This is a genomic window from Vibrio mytili, assembly GCF_000830505.1.
GTDB classification, from domain to species: domain Bacteria; phylum Pseudomonadota; class Gammaproteobacteria; order Enterobacterales; family Vibrionaceae; genus Vibrio; species Vibrio mytili.
The window spans coordinates 42,912-69,218 of record NZ_JXOK01000076.1; the positions used below are offsets into that span (position 1 = coordinate 42,912).

Sequence of the window (26,307 nt, forward strand, 5' to 3'; positions counted from 1 at the left end):
ATAGATAAAAAAAAAAGCCGCAATAGACATTGCGGCTCAATAAAATATTTTCGATTCAGTATCACTTTTGACAGTAATTCAGACTGATTATCAGTTCGCCTGATCAGTCACGAACATAAACAACGTGTCCGTCATCATCTTCGTCGTCCCAATCATCCCAGTCATCGTCGTCATCTTCAGTGATAACGTCTTTACCTGACATGGCATCTTTATGGTAGTCATCCCACATGAAGTTGACTTTATCTTCTTCAGCCACTTCTTCCTCTTCTCGAGGTAGATTGTCCATAAAGTCGGCCAATTTATAACAAAGCTCTTTCGTGCCCGAACGGTTGATCGCCGAAATCTTAAAGTATTCGTCTTCCCAACCTAGCGCATCTAAGATCTCTTGGATCTTTTCATTCGCTTCTTCTTCTGGCATTAAGTCTACTTTGTTGAAGACCAACCAACGAGGTTTCTCAGCAAGCTTCTCACTGTATTGCTCCAATTCATCAATGATCGTCAGTGCATTTTGCACCGGATCAGATTGATCAATCGGCATTATATCGATCATGTGTAGCAAGACACGGCAGCGTTCTAGGTGTTTCAAGAATCGAATACCCAGGCCAGCCCCATCAGCAGCACCTTCAATCAAGCCAGGAATATCTGCAACGACAAAACTTTTTTCTGGCACGACACTGACGACGCCCAAGCTTGGAATCAAGGTTGTAAACGGGTAATCCGCCACTTTTGGTTTTGCTGCTGACACCGCACGAATGAAGGTAGATTTACCAGCATTCGGCAAGCCAAGCATACCAACGTCTGCCAATAACAGCAGTTCTAAACGAATCTCACGGACTTCACCTTTGGTACCCAGCGTTCTTTGACGAGGCGCTCGGTTTACAGACGATTTAAAACGCGTATTCCCTAATCCGTGCCAGCCACCTTTGGCAACCATCACTTTTTTGCCGTGTTCTGCAACTTCGGCAACAATTTCATTGGTGTGGATATCAACCGCACGAGTACCCACAGGCACACGCAGCACAATATCTTTACCGCGCTTACCAGTACAGTTACCACCACGACCATTCTCTCCACGCTCTGCTTCGTAAAAGCGTTGGAAACGGTAATCAATCAAAGTATTGAGGTTTTCGTCGGCTTGGATGTATACATCGCCACCATCGCCACCATCGCCACCATCAGGACCACCTTTTGTGATGAATTTTTCACGCCAGAAACTCACAACGCCGCTACCGCCGTCGCCAGCCTGAACTTTTACAACCGCTTCATCTACGAACTTCATCTTTTACTCCGACTACTTCGTGCGTGGTTTAAATCTACTTTGTCATCAGACAATTTTAGCAGATGACAGATCTAAGCTCCCAGATTAAAACCCTTACGGATTCAAACGAGAAGCTTCGATATGCCGACTGACTACCCATAAATAAAAAACCCCGCCGATTCGGCAGGCTTTTGAATTCAGCTTTAAGCTATTAAGTAATACGGTTAAAAACCTAATTACTCAGCTTCGATGCTAACAAACTTACGGTTTTTAGGACCTTTCACTTCAAACTTCACTTTACCTTCAGTAAGAGCGAATAGAGTGTGGTCTTTACCGATACCTACGTTGTTACCAGCGTGGAATTTAGTACCACGTTGACGCACGATGATGTTACCTGCTAGTACAGATTCACCACCGAAGCGCTTAACACCTAGGCGTTTGCTTTCTGAATCGCGGCCGTTACGAGTAGAACCACCAGCTTTTTTGTGTGCCATTGTTAAACTCTCCTAATAGATTAAGCGTTGATACCAGTGATCTTCACTTCAGTGAACCACTGACGGTGACCTTGTTGCTTACGAGAGTGCTTACGACGACGGAACTTAACGATTTTAACTTTATCGCCACGACCGTGTTGTACAACTTCAGCAACAACTTTGCCGCCCTCTACTAGAGGAGCACCAACTTTAATGTCTTCGCCGTTAGCAACAAGAAGAACTTTATCAAATTCTACAGTTGCACCAGTTTCAACGTCTAATTTCTCTAAACGAAGAGTTTGACCTTCGCTTACACGGTGTTGTTTACCACCAGATTGGAAAACAGCGTACATATTTTACTCCGCTTTTTCCGCACAGCCTTTCTTGAGGGTGTGCGCTAAACTAATCATCAATAGGGCGCAGATTCTACAGAATAGACGTCCCCATGACAAGCCATATTTTGAAAAAATTGGCGAAAAGCTAATCGCCAATGAAAAGTGCGGCAATCATGCCCTTTAGTCATGTATTAATCAACGTTTTTTAGTGTATTATTCGACAATTATATAAATCGAATAAGCCTTGCAGGGTCTAACTTCAGCCGGATGTACAATGGATTTTAAAACTATCCAAGCGCTTACTGCCGATGACATGGCAAAAGTGAACGAAACAATTCAAGCCCAACTCAATTCTGATGTCTCTTTAATCAACCAACTTGGTTTTTATATTGTTGGTGGTGGAGGGAAACGCCTAAGGCCTCTGTTGGCAATCCTGTCAGCACGTGCTCTTGGTTATCAAGGCAGCGGTCATACCATGGCGGCTGCGTTTATTGAGTTCATCCATACCGCTACCTTGCTGCATGATGATGTAGTAGATGAATCGGATATGCGTCGTGGTAAAGCGACAGCCAATGCTGCTTTTGGTAATGCTGCGAGCGTACTGGTGGGAGACTTTATCTATACCCGCTCATTTCAAATGATGACTGAGCTAGGATCGATGAAGATCCTTAAACTAATGAGTGATGCGGTTAACGTGATCGCCGAAGGTGAGGTTCAGCAGTTAATGAACTGTAATGATCCAGACACCACGGAAGATAACTATATGCAGGTTATCTACTCTAAAACAGCGCGTTTGTTCGAATCAGCCACACAGATTGGCGCTATTTTGACGGATGCTCCAGAACACGTTGAGCTCGCTCTACAGAACTATGGTAAGTATCTTGGTACCGCTTTCCAGCTTATTGATGATGTCATGGACTACACCTCTGATGGCGAAGACATGGGTAAAAACGTGGGTGATGACTTAGCAGAAGGCAAACCGACCCTTCCGCTGCTTCATGCGATGCGCAATACAACGCCAGAGAACGAGCAAATGATTCGTGATGCGATTGAGAAAGCGAATGGCATGGAACGTATCGATGCCATCTTAGCCGTCATGAAACAAGCAGGTTCTTTGGAATATACAACGCAAAAAGCGCTGGACGAAGCAGACAAAGCAATCGCAGAACTCAAAGTGTTACCAGAGTCGGAGTACAAACAGGCACTGGTCACCTTAGCGCACGTGGCGGTAAAACGAACTAAGTAGGTTATCCCTTCTACTCACGATCAGTACCGTTGTCAGTTAAAAAAGAAGGCAGAGTTAAACTCTTCCTTCTTTTTTAATTATTGCTTTTTCTTTAACTGGCTTTTCCCGTGATTGTCGTCGGTTCATCAGGTTGCCTGCTTACATTTATCAGAGTACCTGATTAATAGTATCTATCGCTACTGCCGTGTAATTGAGGATCGTCCTCAATTTCATCAAAAGTGACGGCAATTTGCTGATCTGTACCTTGCTTTGACAACAGCACCGTTTGAGCTTCATGATCAACCACAAGGATTTTACCCACACCTTGCTGGCATTCGACAATCATACCTTTTCTAATTCGACTCGCTTCCATCCTCTGCTCCTCTTGACGCTAACGCATTCATAAATTTGTACGTAAAGAAAGGTAGAGGGATCAAAAAAGCCGATCCCAAGATCGGCTTTATATTCAAATAACTTTTTACATTATTTAGCGAATTCAACACCAATATTGATATCGCCATTCAGCGTTTCTAGCATGTTATCTAGTGCGGACTTCTCATAATCGCTTAGCGCACCGTAGCTTAGGATTTCTTCCACGCCTTCTTTGCCTAGTTTCACTGGCTGAGCAAAGTATGGGGCATGTTCGCCATCCCCTTCAACGTATGCACACTCGACAACACCTTCTTCACCTTGCAGCGCACGGACGAGAGATAAACCAAAACGACATGCCGCCTGACCCATTGATAGCGTCGCACTGCCGCCACCCGCTTTCGCTTCAACAACTTCTGTACCTGCGTTTTGAATGCGTTTGGTCAGCGCTTCAACTTCTTCCGCTGTAAATTCCACACCTTCAACTTGAGAAAGCAAAGGAAGAATCGTTACGCCAGAGTGGCCACCAATAACAGGGACACGAACATCGCCTGGATCTTTATCTTTAAGCTCAGCAACAAATGTCTCTGAACGAATCACATCTAGTGTGGTTACACCAAACAATCGACGCTTGTCGTAAACGCCCGCTTTCTTAAGAACTTCAGCAGCAATTGGCACGGTAGTATTAACCGGGTTAGTGATAATACCTACGCAGGCCTTTGGACAAACAACAGCAATTTTTTCCGCTAACGACTTCACAATCCCAGCATTTACATTAAATAGATCGGCACGATCCATACCAGGTTTACGGGCAACGCCCGCAGAGATGAGCACAACATCCGCCCCTTCTAGAGCTGGCGTTGGATCTTCACCTGAATATCCTTTGATCGATACCGGTGTTGGAATGTGGCTAAGATCTGCTGCAACACCAGGAGTCACAGGCGCAATGTCATATAGGGCTAAATCAGAACCTGCAGGTAGGCGGTTCTTAAGTAAAAGGGCAAGGGCTTGACCGATACCGCCAGCGGCACCAATAACGGCTACTTTCATGTAGTTCTCCTTGAGAGTATTTCTCTTATATACGTATTCATAGGGTAGTTTGTAACCAACTGGAGTTAAGCTATCGGAATCACAACTTGATTACAATCAATTAACGCTAGCTTTGCGACCTCGCGCAACTCGCTTCAGACGTGCTACAAGCAAAGGCCAGATTATTGTTTTATTCTGCTGAAAAGACAACAAATCCCCTGCCATTTGTCTCACAGGTGTAATAAATGATACAAAACTCCGTTCGGTTTATTGTTTACAGTGATGCAACTAACATATTGCCCGCTCTTTTTGGTACTCTCTGAATATCTATGCGAGAATATGCAAAATTGCATATCCGTAATAAAGAGAATCGAATGACTATACGCAATTCTGAAAAACAAGATAATTTAGTCCGTGCATTTAAAGCCCTACTCAAAGAAGAAAGCTTTGGTTCCCAAGGTGAAATCGTTGATGCCCTAAAGCAACAAGGCTTCGATAGCATTAACCAGTCGAAAGTTTCTCGCATGCTGACAAAATTCGGCGCTGTACGTACAAGAAACGCAAAAATGGACATGGTCTACTGCTTGCCAGCCGAGTTAGGCGTCCCAACGGTAGGCAGCTCACTGCGTGAACTCGTGCTCGACATTGATCATAACGATGCCGTCGTGGTGATTCACACTGGTCCAGGAGCGGCACAATTGATTGCGCGCTTACTTGACTCTTTAGGTAAATCTGAAGGTATTCTTGGCGTCGTTGCCGGTGACGACACCATCTTCATAACACCAACCTTACCTGTATCAACGAAACAGCTGTTTAAATCCGTGTGCGCCCTGTTCGAATACACAGGTTAATCAACAAATCGTTGCGATAATTTGTCCGTAACTATTTGTGAGCTATGAAATAAATTGTATTTCATAGCTCACAAAACCCGCTCATCCTGCCTAAAATTAATCTCTTTCCCATCACTATATTTGTGATGGCGATCACGCATTGAATCATTTTCATCGTCTTTACTTAGTTGAACATAAGTAATTGTTATAAAAAGAATAAATCTATTGATTATTCACTGTACTAAATCGAAAGTTTTAGATTTATTCGCTATAACTTTTAACATTCGAATAATTTTCTACCAATTTGTTGTTATAATTCGCTTACTTTTTCAAGCAATTAGATGAAAAAGTTGCCGTTTCCAAAACAGGAAACTCCAGAGGTAATTTACAATTATTTCCGGGTAGAGAATGAATATAAGGAAGGGAAATTCATGGCATTTAACAAACTTCTCAAAGTAGGTGCAATCGCTGCAGCAGTGATGGGTGCAGGTGCAGTCAACGCTCAAGAGTTTATCACCATCGGTACCGGTTCAGTGACAGGTGTTTACTATCCAACAGGTGGTGCGATCTGTAAATTGGTCAACAAAGGCCGTAAAGATCACGACGTACGCTGCTCGGTAGAATCAACGGGTGGTTCGATCTACAACGTAAATACTATCCGCGCTGGCGAATTGGACTTTGGTATCGTGCAATCGGATTGGCAGTACCATGGTTACAACGGTACGAGTAAGTTTGCCGATCAAGGCCCATACAAAAAGCTACGCGCAATGTTCTCTCTTCATACCGAACCTTTCAACATTATCGCACGTGCTGATTCTGGTATTAATGGCGTAAAAGATCTTGCTGGTAAACGCGTCAATATCGGTAACCCTGGGTCTGGTGACCGCGCAACGATGGGCGTGGTCATGAATGCGATGGGCTGGACAAATGACAGCTTTAAGTTAGCGTCGGAGCTCAAAGGCTCAGAGCGTTCTCAAGCACTTTGTGATAACAAAATCGATGCCTTCATCTATATGGTTGGTCACCCGAACGGTTCTATCAAGGAAGCAACAACATCGTGTGATGCAAAACTGGTTTCCGCTACAGGTCCGGAAATCGATAAGATTGTGGCCGACAATCCTTACTACGCATACAGCACGGTCCCTGCTGGCATGTACCGTGGCACTGATGAAGATGTAAACAGCTTTGGTGTAGCTGCAACCATGGTGACAACGTCTGATGTTTCAGATGAAGTGGCATACACGGTAGCAAAAGCCGTATTCGAGAATTTCGATACCTTTAAGCGTCTTCACCCTGCGTTTGCTAACCTGAAAAAAGAAGACATGGTAAAAGCTGGTCTTTCTATCCCGCTTCACCCTGGTGCAGTGAAGTACTACAAAGAAGTGGGTCTACTTAAGTAACCACTGATTGAAGTGGATTGTATGTTTTATGTCACTGGATGTTTTATGCCACTGGCGACACATGTAGTCCACTTAAGCATACTGGCTTAAGTCAATTGAGCCGGTATGCTTTGCTCTATATTCCGTTACCCCCTCTTATAATGGGTTTGTATGCCTATCTCTTTTTGGCATGTAATGCTCACGAAATTTTAACGCTGACAGTCAAAGTATCTATTCACAGTCACGACTTTGGTCTCATTCAGCGCAAACTCAAAAAAGCAAACCTCACTCTATTCACTACACTGATAGAGTCGAACTGTGGTTCTCAATAGAAAGAATCATGAATAATAAGGATTAAGTACATGGCGACGAATAATACTCCGTCACAAGATGTGCAAGAGATGGTGGCTCAGGCAGACACAGGTGCACGCAGTCCATTGGGCATGCAAGGGCGAATTCTTTGGTTCGTTCCTCTGTGTTGGTCACTATTTCAGCTCTGGTACGCATCGCCGCTACCGTTTATTTTTAATTTTGGCGTACTCAATGACACAGAGGCTCGAGCGATTCACTTGACCTTTGCGATTTTTTTGTCTTTCACTGCTTATCCCGCAATGAAAAACTCGCCACGCGATCGTATCCCGCTCGTGGATTGGATTCTTGCTCTGGCTGGTAGTTTTTCTGCTGCTTATATTTATATATTTTATACAGAATTAGCAGGCCGCTCCGGGGCTCCAATCACCATGGATATCGTGGTTGCGGTCATCGGAATGGTACTGTTGTTGGAAGCGACACGCCGAGCGTTAGGGCCACCATTGATGATCGTGGCAGCCGTGTTCCTCACTTATACCTTTGCCGGACCTTACATGCCGGATGTGATCGCCCATAAAGGTGCGAGTTTAAACAAAGCGATGTCGCACTTATGGCTAACCACCGAAGGGGTATTTGGTGTGGCACTCGGTGTTTCAACCTCGTTTGTTTTCTTGTTTGTTCTGTTTGGAGCAATGTTAGAACGTGCGGGCGCTGGGGCTTATTTCATTAAAGTTGCCTTCTCTCTATTGGGTCACATGAAAGGTGGACCTGCGAAAGCCGCCGTTGTCGCATCTGGCTTGTCAGGCTTAGTGTCAGGCTCTTCAATTGCCAACGTTGTGACGACGGGTACCTTTACTATCCCACTCATGAAACGAGTAGGCTTTCCGGGCACCAAAGCAGGAGCGGTCGAAGTCGCTGCCTCGACCAATGGCCAGTTAACCCCACCAATTATGGGTGCGGCGGCATTCTTGATGGTCGAATACGTCGGAATATCTTATGTGGAGGTGATCAAAGCTGCTCTACTCCCGGCTCTGATTTCTTATATTGCTTTGATCTACATCGTTCACCTTGAAGCTTGTAAAGCAGGCATGACAGGTTTGCCACGCCGTCATAACCCAACCATGCTGCAAAGTATGTTGTCGTTTATAGGAACCATTTTGGGTCTGTGTGTAGTCAGCGCCCTGGTCTACTATGGTGTTGGCTGGACTAAAGATGTTTTCGGTGCAGCGGCAACGCCAATTGTCACGGTTGCATTGCTCATTGCGTATGTTTGCTTAGCCAAAATCTCCTCTAACCACCTTAAAGATGGTGATATCAGCATTGATGAAGAACTCACGGAAGTCCCGGAACCAGGACCAACCGTAAAATCTGGTCTGCATTTCCTACTGCCTATCGTGGTATTAGTTTGGTGTTTAACTGTTGAACGCTTCTCACCTGGACTATCTGCATTCTGGGCCACCGTTTTCATGATTTTCATCTTGTTGACTCAACGTCCTTTGATTGCATTCTTGTCTAAAGAAGGCAGCTTGAAGGAGCAGACCAAAGAAGGCTTTATCGACCTTGCAGAAAGCTTGGTATCTGGCGCGCGCAATATGATCGGTATCGGCGTTGCCACCGCAGCGGCAGGTACGGTCGTCGGCGTGGTGACCTTAACAGGTATTGGCTTGGTCATGACCGACTTCGTTGAGTTCATCTCCGGTGGTAGCGTGATACTCATGTTACTGTTTACTGCAGTGATCAGTCTGATATTAGGCATGGGTCTACCAACGACAGCAAACTACATTGTAGTTTCAACCTTGATGGCTCCGGTGATCGTCACGTTAGGTGCTGCGCATGGTTTGATCATTCCACTGATTGCGGTGCATTTGTTCGTGTTCTACTTTGGCATCTTGGCGGATGATACCCCACCCGTTGGTCTGGCAGCATTTGCCGCTGCAGCGATTGCCAAATCGGACCCAATTCGTACTGGTATCCAAGGCTTTACCTACGATATACGCACGGCGATCTTGCCATTTATGTTCGTGTTCAATACCCAACTGCTATTAATGGGCATTGATACATGGTGGCATCTGGCACTGACGATAATCTCTTCGATTATTGCCATGTTGATTTTCTCCGCAGCAACTCAAGGATGGTGGTTTACTCGCAATAAATGGTGGGAAACCGTTCTACTATTAGTGCTAACGTTCTCTTTCTTCCGTCCCGGGTTTTGGTGGGACATGCTCTACCCGGCGAAAGTCAATACACCGGGCGTGGAAGTGGCTCAGATCGTTGAAACACTCGATGTAGGGCAATCACTTGAGCTTCGTGTTGCTGGAGAGAACTTAGAAGGTGAGTACATCGAAAAAACCGTTTTACTCCCATTTGACGATGAAGCGAAAACTGCGGAAGAACGACTGTCATCTATGGGGCTGATGCTCACTCAAAGCGACAATAAAATGATTGTCGATATGGTCGAGTTTGGCAGTCCGGCAGAATCCGCAGGCGTCGATTTCGACTGGGAGATCAAATCGGTCATTCAAGATGCCGCACGTCCGATGAAAGAGTGGGTATTTGTGCCCTGCCTAATGATTTTATTACTAATGGCCATGAACCAAAAACGTCGTGCTCGCAAGGAACAATTGAGCGCATAACCGAATTAGCCCCGAGGACACGGGGCTTTAATGAGAGACATTGAATGTACAAACAAATACTTGTTCCGGTCGATCTGAATGAACAGGGTTTCTCTGATCGTGCTGTCGAATTAGCGGTGTGGCAAGCTCAACACGCCAATGCCGAGATTCATTTGTTGACGGTATTGCCGGGAATCCATATGTCGATGGTCGCGACGTATTTTCCCAAAGATGCGGCCAAGAAAATGAAACAAGACGTGGAAAAGCAACTAACCGCGTTTGCCAAGGCGAACATCACGGACGATGTGACTTATCACGTGCACGTCGCTGAAGGAAAAGCCTACTCGACCATTCTTGATCACGCTAAGCGCTTGCATGCAGATCTGATCATCATGCCAAGTCATAAGCGCTCCAAGCTCAATAAAGTGATGCTAGGCTCTGTCGCGAGTAAAGTGGTGGAATACTCACCAATTAACGTGATGGTGGTGAAACCACAAAGTTAAACGGCCGTTAACTGTTTTTATGGTTAAGTGTTGTTTGGCGAGGACGCCTATTCAAAAGCGTTGAGCGACACAGAGTTTATGCGAAGAAAGGTTGATGTTCACATCAACCTTTTTGTTTGGTATTCGCTCGTTATTTGGTATTAGCTTGCGGCTCGGACAAACGCTTGTAAAGCTTCACTCGGATGCACCGCCGTGAGTTCATCCATCTTTCCTGCTGCTTCTATTTGTCCAGCAGCAACAAAGGCAAAGTGACTGGCGATGGCATTGGCATCACTCAAATGATGCGTCACCATAATCACCGTAATCCCCCGCTCCTCTGCAAGGCTTTTGACTAACGTAAGCATTTCTTCCCTAAGCACAGGGTCGAGCGCAGAGAAAGGTTCATCCAGTAACCACATCGCATGAGGCTGAACAAAGCAACGAGCTAACGCCACTCGTTGACGTTGCCCCCCCGATAAATGTTCCGGCAAACGATCGAGAAATTCCGCAACCCCAACTTGCTGCGCAGCGTGTTCGACCTGATGTTTCTGCGCGGGGGTGAGTTTTAACCCTGGGTGTAAACCTAAACCAATGTTGTCACGTACAGTTAGGTGAGCAAACAAATTATGCTCTTGAAATAACATAGAAAAAGGACGCAGATACGGTGCCTTATCCACGATAGATTCACCATTGATTCGAATATCCCCGTCATCGGGACTAATGAACCCAGCGACCAGAGCTAATAAAGTCGATTTTCCTGCGCCACTCGGGCCCATCAGCGACACAATCTGACCACGCTCTATGGTTAAATCAAAACGAAACAGTTCATGTTGATAAGTGTACTGCACGTCATCCAACACTAACATTCCGCTTTCTCCTTGGTTTTGAGACCTTTTTCAATCACTGTAAAACACCCTACGCTGAGCAAGAGTAAAGTAACGGAGACGACCGCTGCTGCTTCCATTTGATAACTACCGAGTAACTGGAATAAATACAGAGGCAAAGTGCGAAATTCTTGTCCGCCAAACAACGCAATCGCGCTTAAGTCACCGATCGAAAACATAAAACTGATCGCAAAAGCATGCGCAAATGGCTTACGTAACGCTTGCCATTCCACCACTTTAAACCTTTGCCACCCTCTCATGCCTAAACTGGCACAGACATACTGATATTGTTGTTCGATATGCAATATCGGTTGCGCCAAAGTTTTGATCACATAGGGTAAAGCCATCAACCCATTCACCAATATGACCACGAAAAATGCCAGACTGAATACATCGGTAAAGGAACGCAATAACAAAAACAGCCCTGTACTGATGACCAAACCCGGAGTCACCAAAATTATGGTTCCGACCAATTCAATATGATCCGCTCGAGCATTTCTGTTTTGCAAACGCCAGCGCCGACTGGTCAGTAAAATAGACACGCCTGCCGCTACCGCTAACGCGCTGGCAATTGTCGCAACCTTGAGCGAGTTGAATAACGCCAGCCAAAAGCGTTCGTCGGTGAATACCTCACCTATTTGCGGATTTATTCCACTGAGTACCACCATCGCAAGAGGCGGCACAACCAGTAAAAAGGCACCCATGATCCAAATGCTATCCCAAGCTTTTGACCACCCATGATCCTTCGTTAGGTATTGCTGTACCGATGTACTACCAGCACTGATGGAAACAGGCTTCGTCATTTTCTGCACACCGATGGCCAAGGCACCACACAACAGCATTTGCCATAGCGCAAGTAACGCCCCTGCCTGTAAGTCAAAATCAAACTTAATCGCCTGATAGATAGCAAGCTCAATGGTGGTCGATTTAGGCCCGCCACCGAGCGCCATGACCGTAGCGAAACTGGTAAAACAGAGCATGAACACCAGCCCACAAACGTGGGGCAATTGCTGCCTTAAACGTGGCCATTCAACCCAACGAAACTTATCCCAGTGGCTCATACCTAAATGCGCGCACAGCTTATGTTGTTCTGCAGCAATGGACTCCAAAGGCTGCAACAACAATCGCGCCGCATAGGGTAAATTAAAGAACACATGAGCGAGTAAAATGCCATTCAGACCATAAATAGAAAATGGCATCTGAACATCGAAATGCTGCAACCACTCTGCGAGCAAGCCACGATTGCCATATATCGCCAGCAAGCCAAATACGCCAACTAAAACGGGCAGTACCAGCGTGGAAGCAAACAATTTCAGTAACAACGCTTTGCCGAAGAATTGTCGTCTCGAGAGCGCATGCGCGACCGGAATTGCCAACACAACACTGAGCAACGTAGACAAAGCCGCTTGATAAAAGCTGAATTTCGTCACATGACGATAATACGGATCCGACCAAATGATCGACATATCGAGGGAGGGAGCTTGGACAAGTAATGCGCCCAGCGCTGAAATAACAAAGGCCGCGATAAGCACCGCGACCCCTAAACCGACTTTAGGTACGGAGTTCACTCGAAAACCTTACCTTACATAGTGAGCGCATTTTGCCATTCACGCACCCAAGTCCTGCGCATTTTGGCCACTTCTTCTGCTGAGAAACTCAGTGGCTGGCTTGGGATATTTAAGCTTTCAAACCCTTTTGGTAACGCAACATCGGTAACGGGATACATCCAGTTTCCTGTTGGCATCGCTGATTGAAACTCATCACTCAAAATGAAATGCATGAATTCATCCGCCAATTTGGCGTTTTTAGACCCTTTCACCTTTGCCGCGACTTCGACTTGCATATAATGACCTTCGGCAAAATTGGCACTGGCATACTTGCCATCATTTTCAGCAATTAAATGGTAAGCCGGTGACGTGGTGTAAGAGAGTACCAGATCAGACTCCCCGTTTAAGAACATCGAATACGCCTCTGACCAGCCCTTGGTCACGGTAACCGTCTTATTCGCTAACTGTTGCCACGCCTGTGTTGCTTTATCGCCATAGATGGACTTCATCCATAACAATAAGCCTTGACCAGGGGTTGACGTACGAGGGTCTTGATAAATCACTTTCAAGTCATCACGCTCTTCCACCAGCTCTTTCATGCTTTTTGGTGGCTGAGCCAGTTTGTCTTTGTTGTAAATAAACGCGAAGTAACCGTAATCGTAAGGTACGAACGTCTTATCATCCCAACCGTTAGGTAAAATGGTGTTTGACGTATCCACACCATGCTCAGCCAATAAACCGGTCTTTTTCGCCTCAACCATAAGGTTATTATCGAGCCCCAAGACTATATCGGCTTTTCCATTACTGCCTTCTAAACGCAGGCGGTTTAAGATCGATACGCCGTCATCTAAAGCCACAAAACGGATATCGCAACCGCACTTCGCTTCAAATGCTTGTTCGATTTTAGGTCCCGGCCCCCAATCAGCAGCAAATGAATCGTAGGTATAAATGGTTAACGTATTTTCTGCAGCGAACGCTGAAGTTGATGTCGCTGAAGTTGATGCAATAACGGCTAGGGTGACTAAGCTTAAAGATGTTTTCACGGCTCGCTCTCCAATGAGATGTCGTTGAGCGGCACAGGGTTGAGGTGGGATTTCGAGTTGCCAATCTCCGACTCAATTCCTACGCCAGCATTATCTGGTTCAGGTAATACGGGTCCCTGTCCGCTTAAGCGTGTTAAGCATTAGGTCTCAGCGCCCAATTTCATAGCAATGAACTGGGATGGCTCCCCGATGAGTTGGACGAATTGTATACCCAAAGCCCCTAGCATTGCTAGGATAAGCAGGGAAATTAAGCATCACTTAGGTACGTTGGTCGTAACCCCAGCGAGGAACTAAACCTTGTTCAATACCGAGATGGTCCAAAATCCGCGCTACCATAAAGTCGACCAAATCTTCGATGCTCTTGGGCTGATGATAGAAACCCGGTGCCGCAGGCATGATGGTCACCCCCATTTGCGACAACTTGTGCATGTTCTCTAGGTGCAGAGTGGAAAATGGCGTTTCCCGTACCACAAGCAACAACTGACCGCGCTCTTTCATCACTACATCTGCCGCACGCTCAATCAAGTTATCGGACATGCCATGTGCAATCGCGGCGACACTACCAGCGGAACACGGACAGACCACCATTTGTTTTGGCGCAGCAGAACCAGACGCGACGGGAGAAAACCAGTCGTCTTTCCCGCATACAGTAATATTATTGGGGTCGCAATTCAGATGGGCGACCAGCGCTTTTTGCGCTGCCTCTGGGCCGCTTGGTAACTTCAAACCATGCTCTGTCGCCATCACCACTCGCGCGGCAGAGGAAATCAATACATACACGTGGTAATCGGCTGCGACCAAACATTGCAAAAGTCTCAGCCCATAAGGCGCACCAGAAGCGCCAGTGAGAGCTAAGGTTATGGCTTTTTGCGGCTGCGGTTTATTGTAAGGCATAGCGGAATCAAACTTTTTGTTTTAGTTGTTCGAGAAGCTTGGCGTGAATACCACCAAAGCCACCATTACTCATGACCAAAATGTGGTCACCTGGTTTGGCCTGTGCCACGATTTGCGCGACAAAGCCGTCAATGTCAGCGTCAACAAACGCAGGTTGTTGGCATTGATCGGCGATCTCTTGCACCGACCATTCAATATTGTCAGGCTGAAACAAGAACACTTCATCAGCATTGTGCAGCGACGCCGCCAATGTCTGCTTATGTACTCCGCGTTTCATCGTGGCTGAACGAGGCTCTAATACCGCAAGAATACGTTGTTCACCCACTTTATTACGCAATCCACCTACCGTGAGTTCAATCGCGGTGGGATGATGAGCAAAATCGTCATAGACCGTCACACCACACGCTTCCCCTTTTAGCTCCAAACGACGCTTGGTATTGATGAAACGCCCCAACGCCTGACACGCTAAGTCTGGAGTCACGCCAACGTGCCTAGCCGCAGCAATCGCCATTAACGCGTTATCCACGTTATGATCGCCCACTAAGTCCCACTCAACCGTACCGACGACATTACCTTGTAGAGACACTTCAAATTTTGAACCGTCAATAACGAGTTTATGTGCTTGCCAGTCCCCGTCGTCTCCTGAGAACTGTCTCTCGGTCCAACAGCCGCGTTCCAATACATCCGCAATCGCTGGATCTTTTTTCGGCGCCAAGATCAATCCATTGCCCGGAACGGTACGCACCAAGTGGTGGAATTGACGCTTTATCGCTTCAAGATCGTCAAAGATGTCAGCATGATCGAACTCAAGATTATTCATGATAAGTGTGCGAGGGTGATAATGAACAAACTTAGAACGCTTATCAAAAAAAGCACTGTCATATTCGTCTGCTTCGACGACAAAAAACATGCTTTCACCCAAACGAGCAGAGATACCAAAGTTGCCCAGCACGCCCCCAACTAAAAAGCCCGGCTGATAACCACAGTCTTCTAAGATCCACGCCAGCATGCTGGCGGTGGTGGTTTTTCCATGTGTACCAGACACAGCAAGCACCCAACGATCGTGCAGTAAGAACTCGTTAAGCCATTGTGGTCCGGAGGTATAACGCATATTGCTATTAAGCACGTGCTCAACACATGGATTTCCACGGCTCATGGCATTCCCAATCACAACAAGGTCCGGTTGAGGGTCAAGTTGAGAAGGGTCAAATCCTTCAATAATTTCAATACCTTGAGATTCCAACAATGTGCTCATCGGCGGGTAAACATTGGCATCGGAGCCAGTTACTTTGTGTCCGAGCTGACGGGCTAAAACTGCCGCACCGCCCATAAACGTGCCACAGATACCCAAGATATGAATGTGCATAAACTTAACCTTGTAATGCGTTGTTTGAACTGTTCATTATCGCGATAACCACAAGAAAAGCGAGTGTCTTTGGCTTGGTTGTGACACTGCCTTTCACAAAGTTGACAAGGGTGAACAAGATCTAAACAAACGTCATGACTTAATGATAACAACATCGCCCAGTATACAAACAAATTGAGATCTCAGTCGGTTACTTCAATACCATTAAAAAGATCTGCGACATAAAATTACGTTTAACGCAATCGTTTAACATCCATAAAGAGATGCCCTATTGCGCCATACCCCCAACAATATATTAATGTAAGGATTTACCATGTCAGGACTGCGCACTTTAGGCGAGTTCATTGTTGAAAAACAAGCGGATTTCCCCCACGCTAGCGGTGACCTATCATCTCTTTTAGCCTCCATTCGTTTAGCTGCAAAAATCGTTAACCGCGAAATCAATGCAGCAGGTCTTGGTGATATTACTGGTGCCGTTGGTACTGAAAATATTCAAGGTGAAGATCAACAAAAGCTCGACGTGTATGCGAATGATAAATTCAAAGCGGCACTGGAAGCACGTGATCAAGTTTGTGGCGTTGCCAGTGAAGAGGAAGACGAGGCTGTCGCGTTTAATAAAGAGCTCAATCAAAACGCCAAATACGTGGTATTGATGGATCCACTGGATGGTTCTTCAAATATCGACGTTAACGTCTCGGTTGGCACTATTTTTTCGATTTATCGCCGCGTATCCCCTATTGGCACTCCAGCAACTGAAGAAGATTTCCTCCAACCAGGCCATAAACAAGTCGCAGCCGGTTACGTAATTTATGGCTCATCCACCATGCTGGTTTACACCACAGGTAACGGTGTCAACGGCTTTACTTACGACCCATCGATTGGCAGCTTCTGCTTATCACATGAAAACATGATGATTCCAGAAGATGGTAAGATTTACTCAATCAACGAAGGCAACTACATTCGTTTCCCTCTCGGTGTGAAAAAGTACATCAAATACTGCCAAGAAAACGAGCCTGAAGATGGTCGTCCATATACCTCTCGCTACATCGGCTCATTAGTCGCGGATTTCCACCGTAATTTATTAAAAGGTGGCATCTACCTTTATCCAAGCACTCAAAGCCATCCACAGGGCAAACTGCGCCTACTTTACGAGTGCAATCCGATGGCATTCCTCATTGAACAAGCGGGTGGTCTTGCGTCTGACGGCCAGCAACGCATTATGGAAATTAAACCAACTGAATTGCATCAGCGTGTGCCTTTCTTTGTTGGCTCGAAAAATATGGTGACCAAGGTCGAGTCGTTCCTTGAAAAATATCGTGATGAAGAATAGCGTTATCGTTATCACTCAACTCTAGACGAGAACTTCAGACTTTAGTCCAATGCGGCAGGTGTTTACCTGCCGCATTTTTATCGCTAAAGTGAATTGCGAATCAATCGTAATGAAAAGGAATATTCACATGAGTTTAAACCATGTACCAGCAGGTAAATCCTTACCTGAAGACATCTATGTCGTTATCGAAATCCCTGCCAATGCTGATCCAATCAAATACGAAGTCGACAAAGACTCTGGTGCTGTTTTCGTGGATCGCTTTATGTCTGCGCCAATGTTTTACCCATGTAACTATGGCTACGTCAATCATACGCTGTCTTTAGACGGTGACCCGGTTGACGTACTTGTCCCAACGCCATACCCGTTGATGCCAGGTTCGGTCATTCGTTGCCGTCCGGTTGGTGTGTTGAAAATGACTGACGAATCCGGTGAAGATGCAAAAGTCCTTGCTGTTCCTCATTCAAAAATATCCAAAGAGTACGAGCACATTCAAGACGTGGGTGATATCCCTGAACTATTGAAAGCGCAAATTACGCACTTCTTCGAGCGTTATAAAGAACTGGAATCGGGTAAGTGGGTCAAAGTGGATGGCTGGGCTGATGTAGAAGCCGCGAAGGCAGAAATCTTAGAATCTTACGAGCGTGCGCAAAAGTAATCGATGCCACGCTTAATCAAAGAGCTGCGAAATGCAGCTCTTTTTGTTTTTATCCAACATGTGTATTTGCCGTTGTTGTGTGTAACCGAGCGTGGGGGATGATATTACACTCTTTGACACCAATCTCCTGAGGCAATCTCTTCCGTCAAGTGTTCCGTGTCTTGATACAAATAAATCCACGCTTGCCCAAACGGTGTTGTGATCGTTTCTCTGCGATATTCAACGGGCACGTCTTCAAGCTTATCTAAGGCAGCGAGCGTATCATCATCAATGAGATACACTTCACCTTGAATAGCACGCTGCCCCGCAGATACGCCGGGATAAGGACCTAAATCATACAACGCATATGCCGCATCACTCTCATGAAGACCAAGGAACTCAGCCGAACTCAAATAGTGATGGTTATACTCTCCTTGGCGTAACGTCCCATACACAAAAACCAAATGCTGCATAACCACTCCTTAGTTAGCTGGCCTAGGGCCGAATGATCTTTCGGATTAAATTTTGCTCAAGATATTAGTTAAACTCAAATTGATAGAGCAGGTCAACGGCACTATCAACACCAGAAACAGCTTCTAAGTATAGGTCTGTCATCAGTCGATAGCGAATGGTGAACTCACCTAAGGAGTTAAAAATACCTACCCCGTATTTCACTTGTAGACCCGGCATAATGTAACCACTGACCGTAACTTGAGAGTCATCCCCAGAACCGGCCGTATCCAACTGCAAGTCTTGCACTCCGAATGCTTCACCTATTTGCCCCACTACGCGACCACTTTTCGCCAAACTTAAACCAATCAGCGTGGTCGTCATGGAGTTTCCACCTTCTGCATCAATATCTTGTCCACGTAGAAGATAAGACAGCGCATTCGCTTGTGCCATAGAAGGCTCAGAGAAGATTTCCATGCTTGGATTCGACGCAGGTCCTGTCACTCGAACCCCCGCGATCACATCGTCTTGGGTGTTATCTGGATTACGAATCGCGGCAATAGACACATATGGCTGATCCGCTGGACCGTTCATCAAGATTTTCCCTTCCTGAATCACCAAGTCTTGACCAAACGAGCGGTATGAACCATCGACGATGTTCACTTCACCAACGATAAACGGCCCTTTATCTTTTTGCGAAACATTGAGACTGCCTTTTAGGCCGCCTTCCAAACCAAATGCAGACAGGTGGAAGTCATCACCAATGTTAATGCGGATATCGGTCTCGATATCAAACGGCATTGGGGTCAAGTCATCTACAGGTTGTAAGTTTTTGTCTAACACCACCACGTCACTAGAGACCCCTACAGCACTTGGTGGTAACTCTTCAACCACAATGCGTCCCCAAGGTAAATTGATGTTGCCTTCCACTTTTGCCAAGGTCGGAGTTACATCAATCGTCATATCTGGCTCGACTTTGATTTTCACCATCGGTGGCATATCAACACGCAGTTCGTCAGCAAATACGCGCACTTTGGTATGCCAATCTTGTAAATCACGCCAATCCGCATCCCCCGTGATTTCTAACTTACCGTCAGGCGTCATGATCCCAGCATTCAAATCGGCTTGATGTCCGGTAAAATTGATCGCAACCTGCCCGGAATCGACATCAATTGGGGTGACTTCCCCTTGCAAGGCGATTTTATCTATTAAGAATTGACCATTGACCTGTGGGTGTAATACATCTCCCGACAGCGCCAGATCCGTATTCATGTTCGCTTTGAATACACTGTAGTCACCAATCAATGGCGCTAAGAAGTCCAAATGGAAGGTAGATAAGGAGACGTTGCCTTTCATTGTTGGCGTTTCTGCTGACACGTTCATCAGCGATACGTCACCGGAAAGATCACCATTACGTGTGACATCAAGCAACCATTCCATATCCAACTGATCTTTGGCAAGAGCCGCTTTAAAATCAAAGCTCTCCCACTCCAGGCGAACAGGCTCTTCTAAAGTTTGCTCCACATGCCCTGATGGCATCTGAACATTCACGGTTGCTTGTGGTTTCATGCCCGGCGCCCATTTCGCCTCCGCTTGGGCATTCACAGAGCCTTGCAGTTGGGTGTTTTCCGGTAAGAACTGTTTGATTTGGTAAAAACCAAAATTGTTCACGGCCAACTTCACCTCACCGCGCTCACCCGCAGTAACGTCTTCGGTTAAACACACTTTGGATTGGTCTTGCAGCCAACAGTGTGCCGCAACATTCGCAACCTGTTTGTCAACGTTAACACTGACAGGCGTCGATTTTTGCAGTGTCCAAGGTCCTTGAGGTGTACTAAAGGTGACACGACTTAACACGCCATCCCAGATCATTTGCGGCTGTTTTTTCAGCGAACCTTGAACTTCTAAGCTGGTTGACACCACCTCAGACTCAACATCTAACGTAACGTTGTGTTGCGCTTCGCCACCAGACACTTCAAGATCTGCGCTATCAAACACCATGTTGTCATAGGTGATGTTATTCGCCAGCAAACTCAATTGTGCATTTGCCGTTGGTAGCGGAGAAACATCGCCTTTTAACGTCACTGAGTCGACACTCGCAAGCTGTTGCCACTTCACTTGGTTTAGGGCCAAGTCAAGATTAATGTCAGGCTGTTTAAGGCTCCCACGCAGCAACACTTTACCTTTCATGTTACCGCCAAGATCGGCAAGGCTTTTAGAAAAATCAGGGAAATTAACATCAACATCCATCAAGATTTGTTGATCAATTTTACCTTTTGCCCGTAGCTGGTTCGGACCATGGGATAGCACTAAACCTTGGGTATTAACTTGAAGGTCGTCCCCTTTACCAGTTCGGTCAGCCGCTTCCAATTGACCTTCAATATTCAGCGGATATCCACGCAGTATGCCGTCAATATCGAGCTTAGGCAGACTGACCTGCCAGCCGCCTTGTTCGGTTAACGATCCCGAGGTTGATAATTGACCACTGATATCACCTTCCGCCTCCTGCCATTGCAAGCCCGGCTGAATGTGCTGCAAGTTGAGATCGGCTTGCCAGTTAATCGGCGTGGCCCAGTTGGCCATAATTTTACCGCTCAACTCGCCACCTAAGGTTTTCACTACCAAGCTTTCCAGATCAATCTGCTCTAAAGTGCCCTTACCGTTTAATGCTAGGTCCACATCAGGGATGTCTTTACCCGAGGCTTGAGTTTCCAAGGCCACGGCATAGCCATCCAACGAACCTTTTGCGCTAAGGGTGGGCACAGAGACTTGGTAATCACTCTCTCCCGATAATGGCCACTGCGCTTCGACATTCTTGACCTCAACATCGAAAGGTAATTGCGCCTTAAGCGGCTGAACTTGACCTTTAATTTCTGCTTTGACCAACTCAGAGAGCGAAACGTCAAATGCTAACCCTCCCGCCGAGCCTGAGGCTGAAAGAGAAAGCTTTTGTCCTTTCGCTTCGGCGTGTTTCACCAAGGCATCTAGCTGAGCACGAAGCGGATACTCTGCCGTCAACGTAACTCGCGAACTTAACGTTGCCTCGACCTCTGGCATATCAAGCTCCAGCGTTTTAACATCGACTTGATGTCCCCCTGCGTTGGCTACCAAACCAAGATGATGAACAATAATCGGCGTTTCACCAGCTAACTCAAAATCATCAATATCAAGACGTCTTACCTCCACAGTTAGTGGAATCCACACTTCTGGTAACTCGATGTCTTTCGATACAGGATCGTTTTCAGAGGATGCGTTTTGTTCTGATTCTCCATCCTCTTTTAAGGCTGCCGCCTCTTCAGGTGACGCACTAGTTTCAGATGCCACTTTAGCTTCTGATGGCACGTTCTCCGATGACACGTTCGCGTGCTGTGTCACCTCCTCTTGAGGCGGTACAGCATCGTTCTCTTGTGTTTCAGTCGTTTTCTCTTCAGCGCTTTTCTGCTCTACGCTTTGGTTGTCAGCGTTCGTTTCACCTGGTGCCAGCGCAACATTAATTGCTTTCAACGCCGTCGGGGCAATCACCAAACGATCCCCCTGCATCGACATAGCGGTAGAGAAGGTTTGCCAATCCACGCGATTGCCTAACACATTGAGTTTAATATCATTCAAACGTACGTTATTGACAAAGATCGGGACGGGAGTACTGATAGAGCGTAATGGTGGCGTCTCTTCTTCCGGCTCACTCGCAGGCGGCAATTCCGGCATTTGAAAATTAACGCCCTGAAGCGCGAGTTCATCAACACACACGCGCGGGTCTAACAAACAACGAAAGTTAATCGCCAATGTGAGCTGCTCAACTTTAGCGTCAACATTCAATGTTTCATCAACAAAACTAACGTTTTGAAGCTTAAAGCGAGGGAAAAGCGTACCTTGAACACTTTCAATATTGAGTTGCGGCAACGCCTGCTGCGCGCCCCACAATGCGAGCTTTAAACCGGGATGCGTAAACAGTACCACCGCAATCAAAAGGATAAGCGTTAACAATAAACTGACCAAACTGAGCGATAACCATTTGGTCCACTTAAACATCACTTTGATCATAGTTCAGGCCCCAAAGAGAAGTGGATACGGAATTCGTTCTTCTCTGGTTCATCCAATCCCCAAGCGAAATCAAAACTGACCGGACCAACGGGCGATGCCCAGCGAATCCCCACCCCGGCACCTGATTTCCATTCAGGGGTTTGGTTAAATGCATCACCGATATCGTAAAACGTGGCGGCCCACCAGTTACCATACATGCGATATTGATACTCTAGCGAGCTCGACACGATGTACTTAGCACCCGTTAAGGCGCCACTGGCATCAACGGGAGAGATGGACTCGTATCCATAACCACGAATGTTGTTGTCACCACCGGCAAAGAAACGTAACGATGGAGAGAGTTTTTCAAATTCTTCCGAGATATTTGCACCACCTTCAAGGCGGAATAGGCCTCGGTGGTTCTCGCCAATGCCGCGAATCCAAGATGTTCGACCCAACAAACGTAACACCCGAGTGGCAGACAACACCGCTGGATCACCATATTCAACAGTGACCGTCTGCTTATCCCCCCACATTGGCATACTGCCGCCACGCACTCGAGTGCGAGTAAAAGTTGCACCTGGAAGTAAGAAGTGCACGCCATCTTCTTGTAGGCCTTGAGAGTAGTTTTCATATAGGTGACGAACATACAGTGTTTTATTCCAGCCTTTATCCACCAGCCAATGACGCTCCAACGCTAAGTTGGATTCTAAACTCTCAGTATCTCGATTATCCAAATGCTTTAAGCCAAATTGCACTTGGTAATATTCGTGTAAGACATCATCCAGTGGTATTTTGTACCCTGCCGTAATAGTTTGTTCTGGCATAGACAATGACAGAGCCGTATTGAAGCTGTGACCACGGCCGCTCACCCACGGCTTTTTCCATTTCAATGTACCGCGCACACCCGTATCCGTAGAATAACCGATACCCGTTTCAAGCTGATTTTTTGCAGCAGGCGCCACCGTCACTTTGATCGGCAAGTCTCGCCCTTCATCGATCATACTCAAATCGGGCTCAACAAAAACGGAAGAGAACCAATCGGTATTAGAGAGGTTTTGGTTGTACTCACCAACACTGGCAACTAAATAAGGTTCGCCAACATCAAACGGACGCAGCGATTCAACACGGTCTTCCCAAATTTGGCTACCAGTGATACTGACAGCACCGAAGTGATAACGAATACCACTGTCGTAATGCAAACGAACATTCGCTTGGTTGTAATCCGGTATGATTTCTAGCTGATTGAGAGTAAAGTCACCATTAAAGTAACCGCGCTGTAAGCCTAAATTACGAATCCCTGATTTTAGACTGTCGTAATCTCCTTGATTAAGCACCCCACCGACTTTCATCGGAGACTGGGCGAGCAGATCTGAGAACGCGGAATCGTCTTTCGCTTCCCCTTCAATCACGATATCCATGACTTGGACTTTAACTGGTAAGCCTTTCTTGATATTAACGAGTAACTCTTCATCTTCCTCGTTAACGGTATAGTCGATGGTGGCATGATAATAGCCCAGCGCGTTTAAGGCTTCGTTGATGCTGTGGTCTAGGCGTGCCTGAAAACGTAAAGACGTTGAATACTCTTTTTCAGGAATGGAGGAAAGATAAGCATCCACGTTGTCTTTCAAAGCACCATCAATGCCTTCAACGCTTATGGATACGTTGGCATAGACGCTATGAGAAAACGCAAGCAGGCCAATAATGGTAGAGAGAGCTTTTTTTATCATGCTTTTTGGGCTGAATGAGAGTGAAAAAACGTAAATAATGATAACGCCAATTAAGGCCTAAGTCTGTAATAATAATAGCGTTACTAGAATCTATGTCATCACAACATCAAAGACAGAAGAAATTAAACATTTCGCAAATATAAGACACACACCCTATAAACGTTCAAGACGAAAAGACCAGCATCTTGAAGCTATTTGGGTAGACATAAAAGGATACATACTATGCTCAGCAAACAGACATTAATCAGTATAGACGATGCGCTTCCGGGACGAGAGCAAGCCATGCAAATTGAAGATAAGCATTTTGTAAATCACGCTAGTCTCACCGAGCCATTACAACCTCACCAACAACAAGTCTTGCTAGGTATGGGCTGCTTCTGGGGGGCGGAACGCCTGTTTTGGCAACTCGAAGGTGTCGTATCAACCTCAGTAGGCTACTCTGGCGGATACACCAAAAACCCAACTTATGACGAAGTCTGCACGGGAAAAACCGGCCATGCGGAAGTCGTCAGAGTCGTCTTCGATGAGCGTGTTATTTCGTTGCAACAGCTGCTGGCTGTGTTCTGGGAAAAACACGACCCAACCCAAGGAATGCGTCAAGGCAACGATCTTGGTACACAGTATCGCTCGGCTATCTACACTTACTCGCAAGAGCAACAGGCCATCGCTGAGCAATCAAAACATCAGTATCAACAAGCCCTGCAAGAAGAGCAGAGATCGGCTATCACAACGGAAATACAATCAGCGGGTGCGTACTATTTTGCAGAAACCTACCACCAGCAATATCTCGCTAAGAACCCTGACGGATACTGTGGCATCGGAGGAACAGGAGTTTGTTTCCCGCCAAGCCTGCAAAAATAAAGCGTGTAAATTGTGTAAATACAACAAGAGCGACCTAGGTCGCTCTTTATCGCGTCGCTGTCCACTGATCAGCCAGACAACGTGGATATGGCCTGATTCACTTCTTTAAAAACGCTCAGTCTTTTATGGTCATTCACATCAGGGAGTAACACTTTGCCGTTGTCAAAATCAAAACTGCCAACGCCAGCAATGAAGAACTGTCCCTTAAATAATGTCTTAACGAAACGAGCCACTTGTAGTGGTCGATATACTGCGAACTCGCGTAACATAACCATAATTCACCTCAACTCCTTTGAGAACATATAGAGTGATACTCCTTAGCACTCTACAGTCGCAATATGCGACGGGCTTCATTTTAGCAAATTTTGATTACAACGCAACATTACACTACCGCATACGTTAAAAAAATGTTACACAATGTAATACTGCTACTCTTATCGCTATCTGGGTAAGTAACTAAACAACTTGTCGCGACTTTACCTCGCTAGAGTGTTTAACTAGTTATTTAGATTGATATTATTGACACTTATGGAACATAAAAATATGAAAACGAAGACTCTCCTACCACTACTTTTATCTCTCTCGTCACCGCTTGCCTTTGCGCATAACCTATCGATTGGTGATACGGTTCAGCCAGTAAGTGTCAACGCTTATGGTGAAATTGTCATGCAAGGTGAAGGGGTGGCCTACCAGCCATGGACAACACAACAAATGCTTGGCAAAGTTCGTGTCATTCAAGCTATCGCAGGACGCAGCAGCGCGAAAGAAATGAACGCGCCGTTGATGTCAGCGATTACCCAAGCAAAATTTGCTGAAGAAAATTACCAAACGACAACGATCATTAATCAAGATGATGCAATTTGGGGAACTGGCTCATTTGTGAAGTCATCCGCGCAAGACAGTAAAAAGACATATCCTTGGTCGTCAATGGTGCTGGATGAAAACGGAAACGTCGCTCAAGCGTGGGATTTACAGCCTGAGAGCTCTGCTATTATCGTTCAGGATAAACAAGGGAAAGTGTTGTTTGTGAAAGAAGGGGCTTTAACTCAATCTGAAATCGAACAAGTCATCAAGCTGATTAAACAAAATATTTAATTTTTCCCTGACTCCTGGCTTTCACCTGCTGGGAGTCAATTTTCCTTTCCGCTAGGCCTGCCAAGACACCAATCTCTGTTGAATTTTCTTGAGAAAAGAGTGAACTTTTGTCAAAAACAAGTGTTATATTATAACAATTAGTAGTTTTAATA

At 46.0% G+C, this 26,307-nt stretch carries 23 protein-coding genes; 9 read left to right on the forward strand and 14 right to left on the reverse strand.

Features of this window, described 5'->3' with window-relative positions:
• Positions 1-103: 103 nt before the first annotated feature.
• The 3 genes from cgtA to rplU form a co-directional block, all read right to left on the reverse strand.
• On the reverse strand, positions 104-1,279 hold the full coding sequence (gene cgtA, locus SU60_RS18080; RefSeq protein WP_041156759.1) for an Obg family GTPase CgtA: 1,176 nt from the start codon (positions 1,277-1,279) through the stop codon (positions 104-106).
• Between the two features lie 215 nt (positions 1,280-1,494).
• Positions 1,495-1,752 carry a 50S ribosomal protein L27 gene (rpmA, locus tag SU60_RS18085; RefSeq protein ID WP_005383095.1) on the reverse strand — a complete coding sequence of 86 codons (258 nt, stop codon included), beginning with the start codon at positions 1,750-1,752 and terminating at the stop codon, positions 1,495-1,497.
• A gap of 20 nt (positions 1,753-1,772) precedes the next feature.
• A complete protein-coding gene (rplU, locus tag SU60_RS18090) occupies positions 1,773-2,084 on the reverse strand; it encodes a 50S ribosomal protein L21 (protein ID WP_000271393.1) in 312 nt (103 codons plus the stop codon).
• A 256-nt stretch (positions 2,085-2,340) separates the two neighbouring features.
• Here rplU and ispB point away from each other — a divergent pair, with 256 nt between their 5' ends.
• Positions 2,341-3,312, forward strand: coding sequence for an octaprenyl diphosphate synthase (gene ispB / locus SU60_RS18095; protein ID WP_041156760.1), 972 nt, complete (start codon positions 2,341-2,343; stop codon positions 3,310-3,312).
• A gap of 160 nt (positions 3,313-3,472) precedes the next feature.
• Here the strand turns inward: ispB and SU60_RS18100 are convergent, their stop codons facing one another.
• Entirely contained in the window at positions 3,473-3,664 is a 192-nt protein-coding gene (locus SU60_RS18100) for a hypothetical protein (protein ID WP_041156761.1), read from the reverse strand.
• A gap of 110 nt (positions 3,665-3,774) precedes the next feature.
• Positions 3,775-4,710 (reverse strand): malate dehydrogenase, encoded by a 936-nt coding sequence (mdh, locus tag SU60_RS18105; RefSeq protein WP_041156762.1) that lies wholly within the window; start codon positions 4,708-4,710, stop codon positions 3,775-3,777.
• 359 nt (positions 4,711-5,069) lie between these two features.
• On the opposite strand from mdh, the gene argR reads away from it, so the two are divergent.
• From argR to SU60_RS18125, 4 genes are all read left to right on the forward strand, one after another.
• Entirely contained in the window at positions 5,070-5,540 is a 471-nt protein-coding gene (gene argR / locus SU60_RS18110; RefSeq protein WP_041156821.1) for a transcriptional regulator ArgR, read from the forward strand.
• 410 nt (positions 5,541-5,950) lie between these two features.
• Positions 5,951-6,919, forward strand: a complete 969-nt coding sequence (locus SU60_RS18115; protein WP_041156763.1) for a TAXI family TRAP transporter solute-binding subunit — start codon at positions 5,951-5,953, stop codon at positions 6,917-6,919.
• Positions 6,920-7,260: 341 nt separating this feature from the next.
• Positions 7,261-9,840 (forward strand): TRAP transporter permease, encoded by a 2,580-nt coding sequence (locus tag SU60_RS18120; protein WP_041156764.1) that lies wholly within the window; start codon positions 7,261-7,263, stop codon positions 9,838-9,840.
• Between the two features lie 44 nt (positions 9,841-9,884).
• Positions 9,885-10,322 (forward strand): universal stress protein, encoded by a 438-nt coding sequence (locus SU60_RS18125; RefSeq protein WP_041156765.1) that lies wholly within the window; start codon positions 9,885-9,887, stop codon positions 10,320-10,322.
• A 140-nt stretch (positions 10,323-10,462) separates the two neighbouring features.
• Here SU60_RS18125 and thiQ read toward each other — a convergent pair whose 3' ends face one another.
• From thiQ to mpl, 5 genes are all read right to left on the reverse strand, one after another.
• On the reverse strand, positions 10,463-11,167 hold the full coding sequence (gene thiQ, locus SU60_RS18130) for a thiamine ABC transporter ATP-binding protein (protein ID WP_041156766.1): 705 nt from the start codon (positions 11,165-11,167) through the stop codon (positions 10,463-10,465).
• Positions 11,161-12,753 carry a thiamine/thiamine pyrophosphate ABC transporter permease ThiP gene (gene thiP / locus SU60_RS18135; protein WP_084735954.1) on the reverse strand — a complete coding sequence of 531 codons (1,593 nt, stop codon included), beginning with the start codon at positions 12,751-12,753 and terminating at the stop codon, positions 11,161-11,163. Before thiP ends, thiQ begins: the two co-directional genes overlap by 7 nt.
• 14 nt (positions 12,754-12,767) lie before the next feature.
• Positions 12,768-13,775, reverse strand: coding sequence for a thiamine ABC transporter substrate binding subunit (gene thiB, locus SU60_RS18140; protein ID WP_041156767.1), 1,008 nt, complete (start codon positions 13,773-13,775; stop codon positions 12,768-12,770).
• A gap of 258 nt (positions 13,776-14,033) precedes the next feature.
• Complete coding sequence (locus SU60_RS18145; protein ID WP_041156768.1) at positions 14,034-14,669, reverse strand: flavin prenyltransferase UbiX; 636 nt, start codon at positions 14,667-14,669, stop codon at positions 14,034-14,036.
• Between the two features lie 7 nt (positions 14,670-14,676).
• Entirely contained in the window at positions 14,677-16,035 is a 1,359-nt protein-coding gene (gene mpl, locus SU60_RS18150; protein ID WP_041156769.1) for a UDP-N-acetylmuramate:L-alanyl-gamma-D-glutamyl-meso-diaminopimelate ligase, read from the reverse strand.
• Positions 16,036-16,348: 313 nt separating this feature from the next.
• Here mpl and fbp point away from each other — a divergent pair, with 313 nt between their 5' ends.
• Together fbp and ppa are read left to right on the forward strand one after the other, a co-directional pair.
• On the forward strand, positions 16,349-17,365 hold the full coding sequence (fbp, locus tag SU60_RS18155; RefSeq protein ID WP_041156770.1) for a class 1 fructose-bisphosphatase: 1,017 nt from the start codon (positions 16,349-16,351) through the stop codon (positions 17,363-17,365).
• Positions 17,366-17,492: 127 nt separating this feature from the next.
• A complete protein-coding gene (gene ppa, locus SU60_RS18160; RefSeq protein WP_041156771.1) occupies positions 17,493-18,020 on the forward strand; it encodes an inorganic diphosphatase in 528 nt (175 codons plus the stop codon).
• 104 nt (positions 18,021-18,124) lie between these two features.
• On the opposite strand, the gene SU60_RS18165 is transcribed toward ppa, so the two are convergent.
• From SU60_RS18165 to tamA, 3 genes are all read right to left on the reverse strand, one after another.
• Positions 18,125-18,472 (reverse strand): gamma-glutamylcyclotransferase family protein, encoded by a 348-nt coding sequence (locus tag SU60_RS18165; RefSeq protein WP_041156772.1) that lies wholly within the window; start codon positions 18,470-18,472, stop codon positions 18,125-18,127.
• Between the two features lie 64 nt (positions 18,473-18,536).
• The gene (gene tamB / locus SU60_RS18170) at positions 18,537-22,490 is read right to left on the reverse strand and encodes an autotransporter assembly complex protein TamB (protein WP_041156773.1); all 3,954 of its coding nucleotides are present in this window, start codon (positions 22,488-22,490) and stop codon (positions 18,537-18,539) included.
• Complete coding sequence (gene tamA, locus SU60_RS18175; RefSeq protein WP_041156774.1) at positions 22,487-24,199, reverse strand: autotransporter assembly complex protein TamA; 1,713 nt, start codon at positions 24,197-24,199, stop codon at positions 22,487-22,489. The genes tamB and tamA overlap by 4 nt, the downstream gene beginning before the upstream one ends.
• 222 nt (positions 24,200-24,421) lie before the next feature.
• Between tamA and msrA the strand changes: the two genes are divergently transcribed.
• Positions 24,422-25,060, forward strand: coding sequence for a peptide-methionine (S)-S-oxide reductase MsrA (msrA, locus tag SU60_RS18180; RefSeq protein ID WP_041156775.1), 639 nt, complete (start codon positions 24,422-24,424; stop codon positions 25,058-25,060).
• Between the two features lie 68 nt (positions 25,061-25,128).
• On the opposite strand, the gene SU60_RS18185 is transcribed toward msrA, so the two are convergent.
• Positions 25,129-25,329, reverse strand: coding sequence for a DUF1107 domain-containing protein (locus SU60_RS18185; RefSeq protein ID WP_041156823.1), 201 nt, complete (start codon positions 25,327-25,329; stop codon positions 25,129-25,131).
• Between the two features lie 274 nt (positions 25,330-25,603).
• Here SU60_RS18185 and SU60_RS18190 point away from each other — a divergent pair, with 274 nt between their 5' ends.
• A complete protein-coding gene (locus SU60_RS18190; RefSeq protein ID WP_041156776.1) occupies positions 25,604-26,155 on the forward strand; it encodes a YtfJ family protein in 552 nt (183 codons plus the stop codon).
• Positions 26,156-26,307 lie beyond the last annotated feature (152 nt).

Excerpts from the sequence above, each read along its gene's own strand:
- cgtA (WP_041156759.1), bottom strand. The coding sequence starts at position 1,279 with ATGAAGTTCGTAGATGAAGCGGTTGTAAAAGTTCAGGCTGGCGACGGC.
- rpmA (WP_005383095.1), bottom strand. The coding sequence starts at position 1,752 with ATGGCACACAAAAAAGCTGGTGGTTCTACTCGTAACGGCCGCGATTCA.
- rplU (WP_000271393.1), bottom strand. The coding sequence starts at position 2,084 with ATGTACGCTGTTTTCCAATCTGGTGGTAAACAACACCGTGTAAGCGAA.
- ispB (WP_041156760.1), top strand. The coding sequence starts at position 2,341 with ATGGATTTTAAAACTATCCAAGCGCTTACTGCCGATGACATGGCAAAA.
- SU60_RS18100 (WP_041156761.1), bottom strand. The coding sequence starts at position 3,664 with ATGGAAGCGAGTCGAATTAGAAAAGGTATGATTGTCGAATGCCAGCAA.
- mdh (WP_041156762.1), bottom strand. The coding sequence starts at position 4,710 with ATGAAAGTAGCCGTTATTGGTGCCGCTGGCGGTATCGGTCAAGCCCTT.
- SU60_RS18115 (WP_041156763.1), top strand. The coding sequence starts at position 5,951 with ATGGCATTTAACAAACTTCTCAAAGTAGGTGCAATCGCTGCAGCAGTG.
- SU60_RS18120 (WP_041156764.1), top strand. The coding sequence starts at position 7,261 with ATGGCGACGAATAATACTCCGTCACAAGATGTGCAAGAGATGGTGGCT.
- SU60_RS18125 (WP_041156765.1), top strand. The coding sequence starts at position 9,885 with ATGTACAAACAAATACTTGTTCCGGTCGATCTGAATGAACAGGGTTTC.
- thiQ (WP_041156766.1), bottom strand. The coding sequence starts at position 11,167 with ATGTTAGTGTTGGATGACGTGCAGTACACTTATCAACATGAACTGTTT.
- SU60_RS18145 (WP_041156768.1), bottom strand. The coding sequence starts at position 14,669 with ATGCCTTACAATAAACCGCAGCCGCAAAAAGCCATAACCTTAGCTCTC.
- mpl (WP_041156769.1), bottom strand. The coding sequence starts at position 16,035 with ATGCACATTCATATCTTGGGTATCTGTGGCACGTTTATGGGCGGTGCG.
- fbp (WP_041156770.1), top strand. The coding sequence starts at position 16,349 with ATGTCAGGACTGCGCACTTTAGGCGAGTTCATTGTTGAAAAACAAGCG.
- ppa (WP_041156771.1), top strand. The coding sequence starts at position 17,493 with ATGAGTTTAAACCATGTACCAGCAGGTAAATCCTTACCTGAAGACATC.
- SU60_RS18165 (WP_041156772.1), bottom strand. The coding sequence starts at position 18,472 with ATGCAGCATTTGGTTTTTGTGTATGGGACGTTACGCCAAGGAGAGTAT.
- tamB (WP_041156773.1), bottom strand. The coding sequence starts at position 22,490 with ATGATCAAAGTGATGTTTAAGTGGACCAAATGGTTATCGCTCAGTTTG.
- tamA (WP_041156774.1), bottom strand. The coding sequence starts at position 24,199 with ATGATAAAAAAAGCTCTCTCTACCATTATTGGCCTGCTTGCGTTTTCT.
- msrA (WP_041156775.1), top strand. The coding sequence starts at position 24,422 with ATGCTCAGCAAACAGACATTAATCAGTATAGACGATGCGCTTCCGGGA.
- SU60_RS18185 (WP_041156823.1), bottom strand. The coding sequence starts at position 25,329 with ATGTTACGCGAGTTCGCAGTATATCGACCACTACAAGTGGCTCGTTTC.
- SU60_RS18190 (WP_041156776.1), top strand. The coding sequence starts at position 25,604 with ATGAAAACGAAGACTCTCCTACCACTACTTTTATCTCTCTCGTCACCG.